Below are 16450 nucleotides of genomic sequence, written 5' to 3'. Positions count from 1 at the left end.
GATGCCTTGACTGCGATAGCGTCAATATCAGTTCGTCTTGGAGAGCACCGTGAAACCGGCAGCGCTGAAGATTTCCCTGGCCTTTTCGCCATGCAGGTATTCAAGGAAGGCCTTGGCATCGGCATTCTTCGATTCCTTCAACAGAGCGGCCGGATAGACGATCTCAGGATGGCTGTCTTCCGGGAAGCGGTCAACGACCTTTACTTCCTTGTCGGCCTTGGCGTCGGTTTCATAGACGATACCGAGCGGGGCTTCGGCGCGGGAAACGAGGAGAAGCGCGGCACGGACGCTGTCCGACTGGGCGATGTCCGTCTTGACGCTGTCCCATACGCCGAGCTTTTCCAGTGCCGCCTTGCCATAGAGACCGGCCGGAACCGATTCCGTATTGCCCATGGCAAGCTTGCCGCCGGCGAGAAGATCCTTGAGCGGGAAGCCTTCAGCGATCTTCGTGGTCACGGTCGAATCCTTCGGCGCAACGAGAACGATGCGGTTGCCGAGCAGGTTGGACCGAGTGTCGGCGGCGATGAGGCCCGCCTTGTCGAGATAATCCATCCACTTCAGGTCGGCCGAAAGGAAGATGTCGGCCGGCGCGCCTTCCTGGATCTGCTTGGCGAGCGCGGAACTCGCAGCGAAGGAAACGCTCGTTTCCTTGCCGGTTTCGGCCTTCCAGGCGGTGGAGATATCACCCAGCACTTCCTTGAGGCTGGCGGCGGCAAAAACAGTTACCGCTTGATCGGCAAATGCGGAGGTTACCGGCTGGGCAAGGAAGGCGGCAGCGACGAATGCTGCTTTGGCAACGGCACGGAAGGCGCGAGACGAAACGGACATGGAGGACCTCTTGAGTTATCGATATATTCTCCTGGCTATATCGATAGCGAAAAAGAAACAACCGGACAAGAGAACGGAAGCTGCCCTCTCCCGAATTTGGCTTGAAACGAAACGCCTTTGCAGCAGGCATCGAGGGCCCGCCGCAACCGCCGCGAGCCTGTCGCGCCGCCGTCCCAAACTCCGACACCTTTCCGCCTATATTCACTTTTTCGAAACCTTGCCTCGTCTGAAAATGCTAACCATTTGACGCAGCAAAGTTTTTTTAACCGCGATTTTTAAGCTGTCCGGAACAGGCCCTCGGTATGGTCAGGCTACAGAGGACGAAAAGTCCCGATCGGAAGAACGCATGAAGCGCTCTCGGGTAAAACAAGGGTAGCATGAAGATGACGAACACGGTTATGAAGCCCGCATGGGCAGGGGCAACGTTGCGACTGGATCCGTCCCGTTTTCCGCAGCAGGTCACCTACGCATTGCGCGGAGCGTCCGGCGATGTCACCATTACGATTGACGAGCGGGGCGCAGTCCTCAGAAAGATCCTGCAGGGCAGCGGTTTGCCGCTCTCGTTCGCGCTGCCGGCCCGCGCCTTCAAGGGGGTCGCCGCCCGCGCGATCGACCATGGAGACGGAGAGGTTACCGTGACACTCGAACTGCATCATGAAGACCCGGAACTCTGCATTCCGCTGCTGGTTGCCCACGATCTCTGCGATATCGCCGCAGACTGGCGCAACTGGTCCGACGCCTTCCGCATTCCCATGCTCATGGTCGAGGCCGATGGCATTGCCCGTCCGCTCGAGGAGCATCTCGGCGATGTCCGCGCCCGGGAAACCCAGCCGCGTCGCCGCCATTCCTATTTCGCCGAACGCCGGCCGCGCTTCCTCGTGCGCCGCACCACCGGCAAGCTGGGCGTGACCATGAAGATCTCCGGCAAGGAAATCATCGCCCGCAACTGATCCGTTAACAGGGTCGGCGCACACAAAAGGGGTCCGAACGGCGTTCGGACCCCTTTGTCGTTTCAGAACGAAACACAGGTCAGGCAGCAGCTGCGCGTTCGACCTCGACCGTGACATGCGACAGGTCGGGAATGCGGGCGAGTTTCTCGCGATAATAGGACGGCGCGCGCGGCTCGGTCGCCGTCAGCGAAACGATGGCACCGTGATGGCCGGGGCCAAGCTGCCAGACATGCAGGTCGGCGATCTTCGCTCCCTCCGGTTCGATGATCGCCCTGATTTCCTCCGGCAGGTCCTCACTTTGTGGAACATAATCGACGAGCACACCACCCGCCTGACGCATAAGGCCATAAGCCCAGCGGGCAATGACGACCGTGCCGACCAGGCCGATGATCGGATCGAGCCAGAGCCATCCGTAAAAGCTGCCGGCAAACAGGCCGGTAATGGCGAGAACCGATGTCAGGGCATCGGCGATCACATGCACATAGGCGGCGCGCAGATTGGTGTCGCCGCCGCCATGGGCGTGACTGCCTGCATGAGCATGGCTGCCGGCGTGATCGTGGTGGCCATGATGATGACCGTGGCCGGCGCCATGATGGTCGTGATCGTCCCAAAGCAGCCATGCGCAGACGAGATTGACGGCGAGACCGAGGACTGCAACCGCAATCGCCTCGTTGAAATCGATGGCTACCGGATTGCGGAAACGCATCAGGCTTTCCCAGCCGATCAGCAGCGCCACCATGGCCAGCACGATTGCGCTCGAGAATGCCGCGAGATCGCCGAACTTGCCGGTGCCGAAGGTGAAGCGCTCGTTGCCGACATTCTTCAACGCATAACGATAGGCGAGCGCCGAGATCAGGATGGCGCCGGCATGGGTTGCCATGTGCCAGCCGTCCGCCAGCAGGGCCATGGAACCGAACAGCGTTCCGGCGGCGATCTCACCCACCATCATGACAGTGGTGATGGCGATGACCGCCCATGTCTTGCGGGCGTTACGCTGGTGATCGGCGCCCAGGAACATGTGCTGATGGCTTGCGGCAAGGCGCGGCGGGCCAGAAACATGGGAATGGGCATGCGGATGGGGATGATCCTGATGGTGATCGTCGTGGTCGTGCGTCATTTCAGATAACTCCTGATGACATCGATAAGTTCGGCAGCCCCCTTGGCGCGCTCGGGGTCTTCCTCGCGGTCAGGATTGATCACATGCTCGCGGATGTGATCCTCAATCAGCTCCGCGGTCAGGCCGGTGATCGCGCCACGAACCGAAGCGACCATGTTGAGAACGTCGCCGCAGGGCGCCTCCGCCAGCAGCGCAGTTTCGATGGCTTCCATCTGCCCCTTCATCCGCCTGATGCGGGCGAGCAGCTTTGCCTGATGCTTTATCGTATGACTCATAATATAGGGGGGTACCCTATTTTTAGGCAGGAAGCAAAGCATATCACCCGGAATTGCCGGGCGATCGATCAGGCTTTCATCGGATCGGGAAAATCAGGCGAAGGGAATGGCCAGCAGCAGACCGGCAAAGAGGATCAGGCCGACGCGGTTGTTGGACTTGAACAGGGCAAGGCACTGGTCCGCATTGTCGATATCGATCACGACGATCTGCCGGACCAGCATGCCCAGCGCGATAAACAGGCCGAGATAGGCAAAGAAGCCCATGCCCGACGCAATGAAGGCAGCCAGGATCAACAGGAAGGTTATGCCGTAAAGGGCAATCAGCCAGTAACGCGTGTCATCGCCGAACAGCCGCGCGGTGGAACGAACGCCGACGAGTGCGTCGTCCTCCTTGTCCTGATGGGCGTAGATCGTGTCATAACCGATCGTCCAGGCGACGGCGGCAACGTAAAGCAGCACGGCGGAGAGCGATAGTGACCCCTGCAGCCCGGCCCAGCCCATCAGCCCACCCCAGGAGAAGGCGAGACCGAGGAAGAATTGCGGCCAGTCGGTAAAGCGCTTGGCGAATGGATAGATGGCAACGATCGCCAGCGACAGGATGCCGAGGACGATGGAAAAGCCGTTGAAGCAGAGCAGCACCGCCAACCCGACCAGCGCCTGGGCAAGGATGAAGATCTTCGCTTCCTTGCGGCTGACGCGGCCCGACGGCAAGGGCCGAGAGCGGGTGCGCGCGACCTGCATGTCGATATTGTGGTCCACGAGATCGTTATAGGTGCAGCCCGCACCGCGCATGGCCACCGAACCGACAAAGAATAGAAAGAGATGAAAAAGGAAGAGCGAAAAGGACAGACGCCCTTCCGCAGCCAGCACATTGGCGGCCATGGCCGACGACCAGAAGCACGGCCACATCAGCAACTGCCAGCCGATCGGCCTGTCCCAGCGCGCAAGCTGCGCATAAGGCCACCAGCTACGAGGCAAGGTCCGGTGAACCCAATTATCGGAACGCGCGTCAGCGACACGGCCGGCGAAGTCATCTGTCTGTTGCATCAGGCCATCTAAGGGCGAGGCCGGAGTCGGGTCAAGCAAGATCGCTTCTCGGAGACACGATCAAGAACAATCTTTGATTGTATTTATATCGATAACAATTTTTGCACGATTTCGCATTGCCTTGCCGAGTTATCAATGATTGTATTTTTATAGATCGCAATCACTGGGGGAATCGATGCGAAACCACATGCCACACGTCCTACTCGTCGCGGCAGGCGTCGCTCTGGCCAGTTGTACGAGAACTGCAATGCCCAGTCCTCCCCCGCCACCGACGCTGGAAAGCATCCAGCTCCGCGGTTACACAACGGTCGCACCCACGAGCGGGATAGAGGTCGGACGCCTCTACTTTTCCGGGGAAGGCAAGAGGCCGAAGTTCGTGACCGGTGATGGCACCGTTTACAATGCCATGTGCTACGACGACTTCCTGAAAACCGGCGCGCTCAAGCAGATTGGCGATTACATCGTCGTCGAGGAACCGGTCAGGGTGGCGAAGAAGACGGTGGATGCGAGCAGAACCTATGGGGCCGCCCTTTCCACGGGCAAGCTGGGATATATCGGGGAAATCTCGGCGGATGCCGGGGGCAAGGGTTCACGCATCTATACGCTTGAAAACGTTCGTGAACTCACGCTGACTGAAGCCGGCGCAAAACTCGTCATGAACAATATCGGCGACGACTGTCGCGCGATCATCAAGGAGCGGAAAGCCGCAGGCAGTGAGGTCATTCTCGTTCTCAACGCATGGCGCGCCGACAAGCTCACGGACGTCACCAACCAGTATGCCGGAGCCTCGGCCGGTGTCGCCATCGGCGGCACGGTGGCGTCTGCGGACGGCAAGACCAAGGTCAGCGGCCGCGGCATCGGCGGGACGCTCGAAGGCCGTAGCGACGACACCACCGAGTATTCCTACGTCGTGGTGTCGATCAACCCGGACAGGATCTAGAACACTCCGCGTCAGGTGCCTGCTGACGCGGAACCGTTTCGGGCTGCTGCCGGAAATGCTCGAAGAGCTTCGGCCTCAATCGAGGCTGAAGCCGAACTTGTAGCTGGCGGAAACTCCGAACATGAACTGGTTCCGCGAACCACGTTCTTCAACGAGCGTACTGTCGCCGGCGGGGCCGACCAGTCGGGAATATTCGGCGAAGGCGCTGGTGGAGAGCTGTTCGGTCGCCTTCCAGGTGAGCGCGGTGCCAACGCCGACTGACTGCCAGCCGCCATCCGGATCATACTGGCTGAGGCCGGATGCCGCGGATTCCTCGGCGTTCACGCCGTAATAGGCCTTGGAATAGCCGCTCGTTGCGTAGCGGGCGCGCGGACCGCCGGAAAGCTGGATATCCGGGGCGATATCGGTGAAGACATCAGCCGAAAGATCGGCAACGAGGCCGTCATGGCTGCGGATGCCCTGGCGCAACTCGCCACGCAGACGGACGAAATCGGTCGGGTAGACATCGACGAAGCCGCCGAGTTCGGCGCCCCATTTGACGTCGGAGAGGCCCTTGATGTCCCGGTAGTCGTCAGAGTCGCGGCCCGGAACGATCTTGCCGGCGATACCGGCGCGGAACATATCGGTATCAACGATGGCGATCGATGCGCTGTCGTTACGCGACGAGAACCGCGAGCCGGTGCCCTGACGACCGAGCGAGATGATCGGCGAGAAGGAGAGCTTGCGGCTATCGGCGCCTTCGAACTTCGGGCCGGAAATGCCGGCACCGCCAAGCGTCAGATACCAGTCGCCAGACCAGAAATGTTCGCCAGCATGGCTTTCGGTGGCAATAATACTGAAAAAGCTCGCGGAAACGAGAGCAAGCACCGGCTTTCGCATGGGTCGATCCTAAAAAACGCAATACTAAAATTCTGCTGATCGGCAGAGAGGATGCGTCAAAATCGCACGAATGCGTTACCGGATCATTAACCAAGACGGGGCGGCAGCCCCGTCTTCCCGGACTTCACCCATCCGCCGGCAGTTCTAGAACTCCACCTTCTCCAGCGGTGCCCTTGCCCCTTCCGCAGCCTTCAGCTTTGCCTCGGCCTCGGCGATATAGTTGCGGCTATCGGGCACGACGAACTGGCTCTTGGTGATCTGCATCTGGAAGATGAAGAAGTTCTCGTGGGTGAAGGCCATTTCGGAGCCGGCGAGATAGAATTCCCACATGCGGAAGAAGCGCTCGTCGTAAAGCGAGACGGCCTCGGCCTTGCGGGCAAGGAAGCGCTGACGCCAGTGCCGGAGCGTGTGGCCGTAGTGCAGCGGCAGGATCTCCACGTCGCGGATCAGCAGGCCCGACTTCTCGATTGCCGGCAACACCTCAGCCACGGAGGGAATGTAACCTCCGGGGAAGATGTATTTTTCGAAGAAGGGATTGTTGTAAAGCGCCGGATAGGGCTGCCCGATGGAGTGGAGCACCATCACGCCGTCGTCCTTCAGAAGCTCCGAAACCTTTCCGAAGAAGTTGCGATAGTTGGACGGCCCGACATGCTCGAACATGCCGACGGAGACAATGCGGTCGAAGGGCGCCGCACGCATGGTGCGGTAGTCCTGAAGATCGAACCGGACGCGGGGAGAAAGGCCGCGCTTTGCAGCCCGGCTGCGCGAGACGCGCAACTGTTCGGTGGAAAGCGTGATGCCGTTCACCTCGACACCCGCCATTTCCGCGAGATACATGGCCATGCCGCCCCAGCCGGAGCCGATTTCCAGCACCCGCTGGTCCTTTTCGAGACGAAGCTTGGCCGCGATATGCCGTTTCTTGGCGACCTGAGCCTCATCGAGCGAGATGCCGGCGGGTTCGAAATAGGCGCAGGAATACTGCCAGTCCTGATCGAGGAAGAGGTCGAAGAGCTTGGCGGAAAGATCGTAGTGATGCGCGACATTGCGGCGGTTGTGATTGACCGGGAAGAGACTGCAGATCCGGGTCAGGCAATAGCGCGCCAACCCGCGCCATATCATGCTGAAGTTCAAACCCTCGGAAAGGGTATTCGACTTGATGAGAGCGAGGAGGTCGTAAATATCGCCTTCTTCGACGATCATCCGGCCATCCATGTAGATTTCACCAAGCTTGAGCTGGGGATCGGTGACCAGCTCATTTTCGGCCTTCTCGTCGGTGAAGCGCAAGGCGACCGGTTCGCCGCTGCCATCTCCGATAGTCTTTGTCCTTCCATCCGCGAAGGTTACGCGGAAATTTCCCTTTCGGATGATCCTTGTCAGTAAGTCCTCAAGCCTTGAGGTCATTCATTGCCCCCATTATGCCTAATACAAACGTCTGGAATCTATCGCGTCTGCCTCACGAGGCAAGCACGGCATTGTTATAGAAGCTTCATATTTTTTGAGGCATCATTCAGCCGAGGTCTTTCGGGGCGCACCTCAGCCCGTTCTTTCGCGGTGTCATATCGCAATGCAGCGCGATTTCGGGGCAGCTCTGCCGCGCGCCAAGCCCTTGTTTTCACGCATGCCGCACGGAACAACCATAAGGTCTTCGTGCGGCATGCGTTCAAGGCGCGGCCTGTTTACTTCTTGCGCATCGCCTCGGCCAGGGCGGCACCGAGACCGCCAATGGCAGGCGTTTCCTGACGCCCGCCCGACTTGCCGCCGGAGTTGCGCATGTTGGACTGGCCGCGATTGTCACGCGCGGACGGGGCCGGAGCTTCGCCGCCATCCTTGCGCATGGTGAGCGCGATGCGCTTGCGCTTGACATCGACCTCGACCACGCGAACCTTCACCACGTCGCCGGCTTTCACCACCTCGTGCGGATCCTTGACGAAGCGATCGGCAAGCTGGGAAACGTGTACGAGCCCGTCCTGATGGACGCCGATATCGACGAAGGCTCCGAAGGCTGCGACGTTGGTGACGGTGCCTTCCAGCATCATGCCGGGCTTGAGGTCGGTGATCTCGTCGACGCCTTCCGCAAAGGTCGCCGTCTTGAAGCTCGGGCGCGGGTCGCGGCCCGGCTTGTCGAGTTCGGCGATGATGTCCTTGACCGTCGGCAGACCAAACTGCTCGTCAATGAACTTGCGCGGATCCAGCCCCTTCAGCAGGGCACTGTCACCCATCAGGCTGCGCAGGTCTCGGCCACAGGCAGCGACGATCTTCTTCGCCACGCCATAGGCCTCCGGGTGCACCGAAGAGGCGTCGAGCGGCTCCTTGCCGTTCTGGATGCGCAGGAAGCCGGCGCACTGTTCGAAGGTGCGGGCGCCGAGACGCGGTACTTTAAGGAGATCCTTGCGGCTTTCGAATGCGCCAGTCTGGTCACGATAGGAGACGATGGCTTCGGCAATCGAGCCGCCGAGACCCGAGACGCGGGCAAGCAGCGGCACAGACGCAGTGTTGAGATCCACCCCGACAGCGTTCACCGCGTCTTCAACGACCGCGTCGAGCGAGCGGCCGAGCTTGCCCTGGTCGACGTCGTGCTGATACTGGCCAACGCCGATCGACTTCGGCTCGATCTTCACCAGTTCGGCCAGCGGATCCTGCAGGCGGCGGGCAATGGAGACGGCGCCACGCAGCGAAACGTCGAGGCCCGGGAATTCACGGGCGGCGGCTTCCGATGCCGAATAGACGGACGCGCCTGCCTCCGAGACGATGACCTTCGTCGGCTTCGCGGCTGTCGACGGAAACTGCGAGAGCATGTCGGCCACCAGCTTTTCGGTCTCGCGGCTTCCGGTGCCGTTGCCGATGGCGATCAGTTCGACATTGTGCTTGCGGATGAGGCCCGCGAGTTCCACCTGCGTCCCGCGCACATCGTTCTTCGGCGGGAAGGGATAGACGGTCGTGGTCTCCAGGAGCTTGCCGGTTCCATCGACAATCGCGACCTTGACGCCGGTGCGGATGCCCGGGTCGAGGCCCATGGTGGCGCGCGAGCCGGCGGGGGCGGCCAGCAACAGGTCCTTGAGGTTGCGGGCGAAGACGTGGATCGCCTCCTCCTCGGCGCGTTCACGCAGTTCGCGCATCAGGTCGAGCGACAGCGAAACAGAGAGCTTGACGCGCCATGTCCAGCCGGCGGCCTCCATCAGCCACTTGTCGGCCGGCCCTGCCTGACGGATCTCATAGGCTGCGGCGATGGTGCGCTGCGCCGGCTTGACCGGCGACGGATCGTCCTTGTCGACCTCGATCGAAAGGGTCAGCATCTCCTCGTTCCAGCCGCGCAGCATGGCGAGCGCGCGATGGCCCGGCACCGTCGCCCAGCGCTCGAAATGATCGAAGTAGTCGGCGAACTTCTCGCCCGCATTTTCCTTGCCCTCGACCACCTTCGAATAGAGGACGGCGCGCTCCTTCATGTCGTTGCGCAACCGGCCGATCAGGTCGGCATTTTCCGAGATCGCCTCGGCGACGATGTCGCGCGCGCCTTCGAGAGCCGCCTTCACATCGGGAACGTCTGCAGTGATATAGGCCTCGGCCAGTTGCTGGGGATCGGCGGCGCGGTTGGCCCAGATGGCGTCGGCCAGCGGCTGCAGGCCCTTTTCGCGGGCGATTTCCGCGCGGGTGCGGCGCTTCGGCTTATAGGGAAGGTAGATGTCCTCAAGCTCGGCCTTGGTGCCAACCTGGAAAATCTTGACCATCAGTTCGTCGGTCATCTTGCCCTGCGAGGTGATGGACTCGACGATCGCCTTGCGGCGAGCGGCAAGCTCGCGCAGGTAGGTGAGCCGCTCGGCCAGATCGCGCAACTGCGTATCGTCGAGACCGCCCGTCACTTCCTTGCGGTAACGGGCGATGAAGGGAACGGTCGCACCTTCGTCCAGCAACTGCACGGCGGAAGCCACCTGATCGGGGCGAGCCTTGATCTCGGAAGCGATGATCGCGGCGATGGATTTGTTGTCGTCGGCCATGATAATCCGGTGTTCTCCAAAATTTGCGAGCCGCGACCATAGCGGCAGCGACGACGAAGGCAACGCAGGCGCCCGGGGTTCCACAGGAAAGCGCCGGAAGCGCATTTGACGCTTTTCGCCTTGACCTTTCGGTCCCCTGCCCTTAACCGCCGGGATCATGGCATTCGGAGGGCAGGCGATGAAAGTTCTGTTGATCGGTTCTGGCGGACGCGAGCATGCACTCGCATGGAAGCTGGCGCAATCGCCTCTGATGGAGGCTTTCTACGCGGCCCCGGGCAATCCGGGGATCGGCGAATACGCGACACTGGTTCCGATCTCCGTCGATGACCTCGAGGAAATCCTCGCCTTCTGTCGCGGACACGACATCGACTTCGTCGTCGTCGGCCCAGAAGCGCCGCTGGTTGCGGGGCTCGCCGACAAGCTCCGCGCGGAAGGTTTTGCCGTCTTCGGCCCATCCGCCGCCGCAGCCCAGCTCGAGGGCTCCAAGGGTTTCACCAAGGATCTGTGCGCCCGTTACGACATCCCGACCGGCGCCTATCAGCGTTTCAACAACGCTCCAAAGGCCAAGGCCTATATCCGCGCGCAGGGCGCGCCCATCGTCATCAAGGCCGACGGACTGGCCGCTGGCAAGGGCGTGACGGTCGCCATGACCGTCGAGGAAGCGCTGGCGGCGGTGGATGACTGCTTCGAGGGTGCGTTCGGCGAAGCCGGCGCGGAAGTCGTGGTCGAAGCCTTCCTCGACGGCGAGGAGGCGAGCTTCTTCTGCCTCTGCGACGGCAAGACGCTTCTGCCGCTCGCAACAGCACAGGATCACAAGCGTGTCGGCGACGGCGATACCGGCCCGAACACCGGCGGCATGGGCGCTTACTCCCCCGCTCCGGTGATGACGCCGGAACTGGTGGAGCGCACCATGTGCGAAATCATCGAGCCGACCATGCGCGGCATGGCGGACATGGGCATGCCGTTCTCCGGCGTGTTCTTCGCCGGCCTGATGATTACCGCAAAGGGCCCTGAACTCATTGAATACAATGTCCGCTTCGGCGATCCGGAATGCCAGGTGCTGATGATGCGGCTGAAGAGCGATCTCCTGCCGCTGCTTCACGCCGCAGCCACGGGCCGGCTGCACGAGGTTTCCGCCGAGTGGCGGGACGAGGCGGCGCTCACCGTCGTCATGGCCTCCAGGGGCTATCCCGGCTCCTACGAGAAGAACACGGCGATCGGCACGCTGCCTGAAGCACGAGGTGACGCCAAGGTTTTCCATGCCGGCACGGCGCTGAAGGACGGGAAGCTCGTCGCCACCGGCGGGCGCGTCCTGAACGTGACCGCGCTCGGCCGCGATGTTGCCGAAGCCAAGGACCGGGCCTACGGCCTGGTCGACAGGATTTCCTGGGACAACGGCTTCTGCCGCCGGGACATTGGCTGGCGCGCCATCGGCCGCGATAAAACCTGACGGTAGTTTCATGCCTGACGGGCGCTTCAGGCCGTCAAAAAACGACACATTGCTAAAATTGTAGCGATGCGTCTGACCGGATAGCAACGAAGAGCGGCTATTTTCCCCTTGAAAGACATTCGGGGAACTCGCCATGCGCAATCTCGTTCTGACGTCCATTCTGCTGGCCGCCGCCGCTCCGGCCTATGCCTCTTCCATCGAGGTGGTCGGCCCGCAGGCTGCAAAGGGCAACAGCATCATCGTCATGTCCTGTGCCGACTGCCCTACCCCGCAAGAAGCACCGATGAAGCGCTCCTATGTCGTGCCGCACGTCGCCCAGGGCACGCAAGCCGCCGAGATCGTCGAGGTCAACGGCGAAAAGAAGCTCAAGAGGACGGAAGCCTGGATGGGCGGTTCGCCGGTGGTCTTCATGAGCACGGCCGAAGGCTGGACGACCGACGGCTCCGTCATCGCGGCAGCCGGCCCGCAGGAAGACGGCATCGACGCGCAGGCAACGACCGCCGCCCTTCCAGTCGCAGCCCCTGCACCCGCCGTTTCAGCCGGAATGAACGGTCCGTCGGAACCGAAGCCCCTCGATCTCACGACCTTCGACCTGCGGCTGAAATAAGTCGCCGTCCGCCTTCCCTGCCCCACCCAGCCTTACGATCCGGGCTGATCGGGCCTGCCGCGCCAATGCGGAGCAAACGCCTCGGCAAAACCGGGGCGTTTTTGCTACCTTGAGACGATTTAAAACGCTTGCAAGACAAGCAAGACTACCCTGACGCGACATCAGACATGATGCGTGTCAATTTCAAATTATATATTGTTTCCCAATAGTTATTTGAAATCTCGAAACAGTATCGTCTGCGACTAAAACCCTCCTATTTTTTGGGGTTTATTTGTTGTCGAGCCGATATAATTCAAATTTTACACAACACCCCGCATCCTCTCGGCATAACCCGGAAGCCGCATGATGCATGTGCACTGGCGAGTGCAGAGGAACCTCGCAAGGATCGGCAGAACGCCGCCGGACCCTTTGATTGAGCGAGGACCTATGAAGAATCTGAAGATTTCCCACCAGTTGCTTGGGTTGATCGGTGCCCTGATGATCGCATTCGGCATCGCGACCTATTTCCAGATCAGTTCAGCCGCGGACGCGATCTACGCCGAGCGCACCGACATGCTGCGCACGCAGGTCGAATCCGGGCTTGCCATCATCGAGAGCTATGACGCCAGGGTAAAATCGGGCGAGCTCACCCAGGAAGAAGCCCAGAAGCAGGCCTTCGCGATTCTCTCCAAGGCAAAGTTCGAACCGAACGGCTATCTCTTCGGCATCTCCTACGACGTGGTGACGGTGTTCCATCCCAATCCGAAACAGGTCGGCCTGAACAGCAAGGGGCAGCCCGACAAGAAGGGCAACATGTTCCGCGAGGAAATGCTCGAAAAGGGAAAGAAGGGCGGCGGCGTCACCCACTACTTCTGGGAAAAGCCCGGCGACAAGAGTGGCGAGGTCTTTGAGAAGGCCGTCTACAGCAAGTCCTACGAGCCCTGGAACATGATCGTCGGCACCGGCGTCTACATCGACGACCTGCAGGTCAAGCTCAATGCGATGATCTGGAAGGCCATGATGATCGGCGGCAGCGTGGCGGTGATCGGCCTTGCGGCTGCATGGTTCGTCATCCGCGGCATCACGCTTCCTCTCAAGGCCATCCACAATGCACTGGAGGAAGTGGCCAACGAGAACGTCTCGCTCGCCATTCCACATACCGACATGGGTAACGAGGTCGGCATGATGGCCAAGGCCACCAGGGAACTGCAGGAAAAGGTGCGTGAACGCCACGCGCTTGCCGCCCGGCAGGACGAGCAGCAGATGCAGCTCGACAGCGAGCGCCAGCAGAACGCCGACATGCAGCGTTCCGAGGCAGAGCAGCAGGCCCGCGTCGTCTCCACCATCGGTCAGGCACTGGAACAGCTTGCCCACGGCGATCTCACCGTCCGTTGCGGCGATATCGGCGCCAAGTATTCCGGCCTGCGCGACAACTTCAACGAAGCGCTGTCCCACCTCGAGGCGGCCATGGCGAAGGTCAGCGCCAAGGGCGTCGACATCGGCGGCTCGAAGGAAGAGATCCGGCGCGCCTCCAACGAGCTTTCCCAGCGCACGGAGCGTCAGGCAGCCAATCTCGAGGAAACCTCGGCAGCCCTTGACGAACTGACGGTTGCCGTACGCCAGACCGCCGACGGCGCACAGGAAGCCGCCAAGCGCGTCCATGCCGTCTCGACCGAGGCGTCGCGCTCGGATGCCGTCGTGGCCCAGGCGATCGACGCGATGAGCGGCATCGAGCACTCGTCATCGGAAATTTCCAAGATCATCGGCGTGATCGACGAGATCGCCTTCCAGACCAATCTGCTGGCACTGAATGCCGGCGTTGAAGCCGCCCGCGCCGGCGAAAGCGGCAAGGGTTTTGCGGTCGTCGCCCAGGAAGTGCGCGAACTTGCCCAGCGCTCGGCTGCTGCCGCAAAGGAGATCAAGGAACAGATCTCGCGGTCGTCCGGCCAGGTGCAGAACGGCGTACAGCTCGTCGGCGAGGCAGGCGAGGCGCTGAAGCGCATCTCCGACCAGATCAAGGCGGCGAGCGACATCGTTACCAAGATCGCCCATTCAGCATCGGAACAGGACACCACCCTACGCTCCATCTCCTCGTCGATGAACCAGCTCGACGCGGCGACCCAGCACAATGCGGCCATGGCGGAAGAGACCACGGCTTCGGCCGAGGCGCTTGCCAGCGACACCGAGGAACTGCTGAACCTCATTCGCGGCTTCCGGGTTTCCGGACAGGGCGTCCAGTCCTCCGCCGGGCTTGGTGCAATGGCCGAAAGAATGCGCCGGGCCTCCTGACCCGCCTCGCGCGTATAACCTGAATATCGCAACCGTCGCCGGCAGAAATGCCGGCGACTTTTTTTGGCCTGCTTGCCAAGACTATCCCGAATGCTTCAATTTTAGGAAAATGTTTAAAATTGAAGTTCCATAGTATTTTCAATGATGCGATGCAGCATCTTCCTTTGGCGCATCATGCGCTTTTTCAGAACTTCCTGCGATTCATGCCGCCGCCGCTTTCCCGGTGACGCGCGCCCTTTCATGGTGTCCGAAAGTCAACTGCGATGAAAAACCTCAAGATCTCCTCCCAGCTCATTTTGCTGGTCGCCTTGCTGATGGTGGCCTTCGCTTTTACCAGCTTCTATGAAATCCGTTCTTCGGCCAAGGCCATCTACAGCGAACGTTACGAGATGCTGCGGACCCAGACGGAGACCGCGCTCTCGATCATGGCGCGCTATCACGATCTTGAAACGAAGGGCGTGCTGACGCGAGAGCAGGCTCAGGAGCAGGCCTTTGACGTCATCACCGACCTGCGCTTCGAGCCCGACGGCTATTTCTTCGGTTACGACTACAAGGGCATCCGCCTCATCTACCCCGGCAGGAAGGGCGTAGGGCAGGACTTCTCGGGCCTGACGGACAAGAAGGGCAACAAGTTCCTGATGAACATCATCGACAAGGCCAAGGCCGGGGGTGGCTGGACCGAGTTCGAGTTTTCGAAGCCCGGCAAGCCCGAGGATGCCCTCTTCCCGAAGGCGGCCTACTCCAAGAACTTCCCCGCCTGGGAGGTCATGGTCGGCACCGGCGCCTATCTCGACGACCTCGACGCCAGCATAATGAAGGACATCACCGGCGTTCTCATCATGGGTTTCTGCGTTCTGGTCTTCGCCGTCATGGCGGCCTGGTTCGTCATCCGCGGTATCACGCAGCCACTCAAGGCCATCCACAACGCGCTGGAAGAAGTCGCCAACGAAAACGTCTCTCTCACCATTCCCCATACGGAAATGGCCAATGAAGTCGGCATGATGGCCAAGGCAACCAAGGCGCTGCAGGAAAAGGTGCGCGAACGCCATGCCATGACCGCCCGGCAGGAAGAGCAGCAGATGCAGCTCGACAGCGAGCGCCAGCAGAATGCCGACATGCAGCGCTCCGAAGCCGAACAGCAGGCGCATGTGGTCTCCACCATCGGCGCTGCCCTCAAGGAACTTGCGCAGGGCGACCTGACCGTGCGTTGCGAAGATCTCGGCAACAAGTATTCGACGCTGCGCCACAACTTCAACGAAGCGCTTTCCCGCCTCGAAGAGGCCATGGGCCGCGTCAATCTCAAGGGCAACGACATCGCCGTCAGCAAGGAAGAGATCCGCCGCGCATCCGGCGAGCTTGCCCAGCGCACCGAGCGTCAGGCCGCAAGCCTCGAGGAGACCTCGGCTGCTCTGGACGAACTGACAGTTGCGGTCCGCCAGACCGCCGAGGGCGCCCGCGAAGCCGCAAGCCGCGTCAACGCCGTCTCCTCCGAGGCACGCCAGAGCGATGCAGTCGTTGCCCAGGCGATTGCCGCGATGAGCGGTATCGAGCACTCCTCCAACGAAATCACCAAGATCATCGGCGTGATCGACGAGATCGCCTTCCAGACCAACCTGCTGGCGCTGAATGCCGGCGTTGAAGCTGCTCGCGCCGGTGAAAGCGGCAAGGGCTTTGCCGTCGTCGCCCAGGAAGTTCGTGAGCTTGCCCAGCGTTCGGCTGCAGCTGCGAAGGAAATCAAGGACCAGATCGCCCGCTCCTCGGCCCAGGTCGAACAGGGCGTGCAGCTGGTCGGCGAGGCTGGCGAAGCGCTGAAACGCATTTCCGGCCAGATCGAAAGCGCCAACGACATCGTGTCGAAGATCTCCTACAGCGCGCAGGAGCAGGACACGACGCTGCGTTCGATCTCTTCTTCGATGAACCAGCTCGACACAGCCACGCAGCAGAACGCCGCCATGGCCGAGGAGACCACGGCTTCGGCCGAGGTGCTGGCCAACGACACCGGCGACCTGCTCGAACTCATTCGCGGCTTCAGGGTCGGCGGTTCGCAGACAAGCAGCCTCTCCAACATGGCGAACCGCATGCGCATGGCAAGCTGAT

The 16450-nt window shown here is 61.1% G+C and carries 13 protein-coding genes; 6 read left to right on the top strand and 7 right to left on the bottom strand.

The features are described from left to right. Positions 1-27 precede the first annotated feature (27 nt). Complete coding sequence (gene modA, locus NBH21_RS01150; protein WP_250912128.1) at positions 28-828, bottom strand: molybdate ABC transporter substrate-binding protein; 801 nt, start codon at positions 826-828, stop codon at positions 28-30. Between the two features lie 383 nt (positions 829-1211). On the opposite strand from modA, the gene NBH21_RS01145 reads away from it, so the two are divergent. Further along, entirely contained in the window at positions 1212-1778 is a 567-nt protein-coding gene (locus NBH21_RS01145; RefSeq protein WP_250912127.1) for a DUF6101 family protein, read from the top strand. Positions 1779-1857: 79 nt separating this feature from the next. Here NBH21_RS01145 and dmeF read toward each other — a convergent pair whose 3' ends face one another. The 3 genes from dmeF to ubiA all read right to left on the bottom strand — a co-directional run bounded on the left by dmeF (position 1858) and on the right by ubiA (position 4217). Then, entirely contained in the window at positions 1858-2796 is a 939-nt protein-coding gene (gene dmeF / locus NBH21_RS01140; RefSeq protein ID WP_250912787.1) for a CDF family Co(II)/Ni(II) efflux transporter DmeF, read from the bottom strand. A gap of 95 nt (positions 2797-2891) precedes the next feature. After that, positions 2892-3170: a metal/formaldehyde-sensitive transcriptional repressor gene (locus tag NBH21_RS01135; protein ID WP_250912126.1), complete on the bottom strand. Its 279-nt coding sequence runs from the start codon at positions 3168-3170 to the stop codon at positions 2892-2894. A gap of 93 nt (positions 3171-3263) precedes the next feature. Beyond that, positions 3264-4217, bottom strand: coding sequence for a 4-hydroxybenzoate octaprenyltransferase (gene ubiA / locus NBH21_RS01130; RefSeq protein WP_250912125.1), 954 nt, complete (start codon positions 4215-4217; stop codon positions 3264-3266). A 247-nt stretch (positions 4218-4464) separates the two neighbouring features. Between ubiA and NBH21_RS01125 the strand changes: the two genes are divergently transcribed. Further along, positions 4465-5157 carry a hypothetical protein gene (locus tag NBH21_RS01125; protein WP_250912124.1) on the top strand — a complete coding sequence of 231 codons (693 nt, stop codon included), beginning with the start codon at positions 4465-4467 and terminating at the stop codon, positions 5155-5157. Between the two features lie 75 nt (positions 5158-5232). On the opposite strand, the gene NBH21_RS01120 is transcribed toward NBH21_RS01125, so the two are convergent. From NBH21_RS01120 to NBH21_RS01110, 3 genes are all read right to left on the bottom strand, one after another. Next, entirely contained in the window at positions 5233-6036 is an 804-nt protein-coding gene (locus NBH21_RS01120) for a MipA/OmpV family protein (RefSeq protein WP_250912123.1), read from the bottom strand. Positions 6037-6180: 144 nt separating this feature from the next. Beyond that, complete coding sequence (locus tag NBH21_RS01115; RefSeq protein ID WP_250912122.1) at positions 6181-7437, bottom strand: cyclopropane fatty acid synthase; 1257 nt, start codon at positions 7435-7437, stop codon at positions 6181-6183. A 275-nt stretch (positions 7438-7712) separates the two neighbouring features. Beyond that, entirely contained in the window at positions 7713-10028 is a 2316-nt protein-coding gene (locus NBH21_RS01110; RefSeq protein ID WP_250912121.1) for a Tex family protein, read from the bottom strand. A 178-nt stretch (positions 10029-10206) separates the two neighbouring features. Here NBH21_RS01110 and purD point away from each other — a divergent pair, with 178 nt between their 5' ends. The 4 genes from purD (at position 10207) to NBH21_RS01090 (ending at position 16449) form a co-directional block, all read left to right on the top strand. Beyond that, complete coding sequence (gene purD, locus NBH21_RS01105) at positions 10207-11478, top strand: phosphoribosylamine--glycine ligase (protein ID WP_250912120.1); 1272 nt, start codon at positions 10207-10209, stop codon at positions 11476-11478. A gap of 133 nt (positions 11479-11611) precedes the next feature. Further along, positions 11612-12085 carry a plant virulence effector HPE1-like domain-containing protein gene (locus tag NBH21_RS01100; protein WP_250912119.1) on the top strand — a complete coding sequence of 158 codons (474 nt, stop codon included), beginning with the start codon at positions 11612-11614 and terminating at the stop codon, positions 12083-12085. Positions 12086-12511: 426 nt separating this feature from the next. Then, positions 12512-14353 (top strand): methyl-accepting chemotaxis protein, encoded by a 1842-nt coding sequence (locus NBH21_RS01095; protein ID WP_250912118.1) that lies wholly within the window; start codon positions 12512-12514, stop codon positions 14351-14353. 263 nt (positions 14354-14616) lie between these two features. Continuing rightward, complete coding sequence (locus NBH21_RS01090) at positions 14617-16449, top strand: methyl-accepting chemotaxis protein (protein ID WP_250912117.1); 1833 nt, start codon at positions 14617-14619, stop codon at positions 16447-16449. Position 16450 lies beyond the last annotated feature (1 nt).

The sequence above is a fragment of the Ciceribacter sichuanensis genome (assembly GCF_024055605.1).
Classification (GTDB): Bacteria; Pseudomonadota; Alphaproteobacteria; order Rhizobiales; family Rhizobiaceae; genus Allorhizobium; species Allorhizobium sichuanense.
This window is presented reverse-complemented; position numbering and strand designations above follow the sequence as displayed.

What these genes read in the sequence shown, in the direction of transcription:
- modA (WP_250912128.1), bottom strand. Translation starts at nt 828, where the DNA reads ATGTCCGTTTCGTCTCGCGCCTTCCGTGCCGTTGCCAAAGCAGCATTC.
- NBH21_RS01145 (WP_250912127.1), top strand. Translation starts at nt 1,212, where the DNA reads ATGACGAACACGGTTATGAAGCCCGCATGGGCAGGGGCAACGTTGCGA.
- dmeF (WP_250912787.1), bottom strand. Translation starts at nt 2,796, where the DNA reads ATGTTCCTGGGCGCCGATCACCAGCGTAACGCCCGCAAGACATGGGCG.
- NBH21_RS01135 (WP_250912126.1), bottom strand. Translation starts at nt 3,170, where the DNA reads ATGAGTCATACGATAAAGCATCAGGCAAAGCTGCTCGCCCGCATCAGG.
- ubiA (WP_250912125.1), bottom strand. Translation starts at nt 4,217, where the DNA reads ATGCAACAGACAGATGACTTCGCCGGCCGTGTCGCTGACGCGCGTTCC.
- NBH21_RS01125 (WP_250912124.1), top strand. Translation starts at nt 4,465, where the DNA reads ATGCCCAGTCCTCCCCCGCCACCGACGCTGGAAAGCATCCAGCTCCGC.
- NBH21_RS01120 (WP_250912123.1), bottom strand. Translation starts at nt 6,036, where the DNA reads ATGCGAAAGCCGGTGCTTGCTCTCGTTTCCGCGAGCTTTTTCAGTATT.
- NBH21_RS01115 (WP_250912122.1), bottom strand. Translation starts at nt 7,437, where the DNA reads ATGACCTCAAGGCTTGAGGACTTACTGACAAGGATCATCCGAAAGGGA.
- NBH21_RS01110 (WP_250912121.1), bottom strand. Translation starts at nt 10,028, where the DNA reads ATGGCCGACGACAACAAATCCATCGCCGCGATCATCGCTTCCGAGATC.
- purD (WP_250912120.1), top strand. Translation starts at nt 10,207, where the DNA reads ATGAAAGTTCTGTTGATCGGTTCTGGCGGACGCGAGCATGCACTCGCA.
- NBH21_RS01100 (WP_250912119.1), top strand. Translation starts at nt 11,612, where the DNA reads ATGCGCAATCTCGTTCTGACGTCCATTCTGCTGGCCGCCGCCGCTCCG.
- NBH21_RS01095 (WP_250912118.1), top strand. Translation starts at nt 12,512, where the DNA reads ATGAAGAATCTGAAGATTTCCCACCAGTTGCTTGGGTTGATCGGTGCC.
- NBH21_RS01090 (WP_250912117.1), top strand. Translation starts at nt 14,617, where the DNA reads ATGAAAAACCTCAAGATCTCCTCCCAGCTCATTTTGCTGGTCGCCTTG.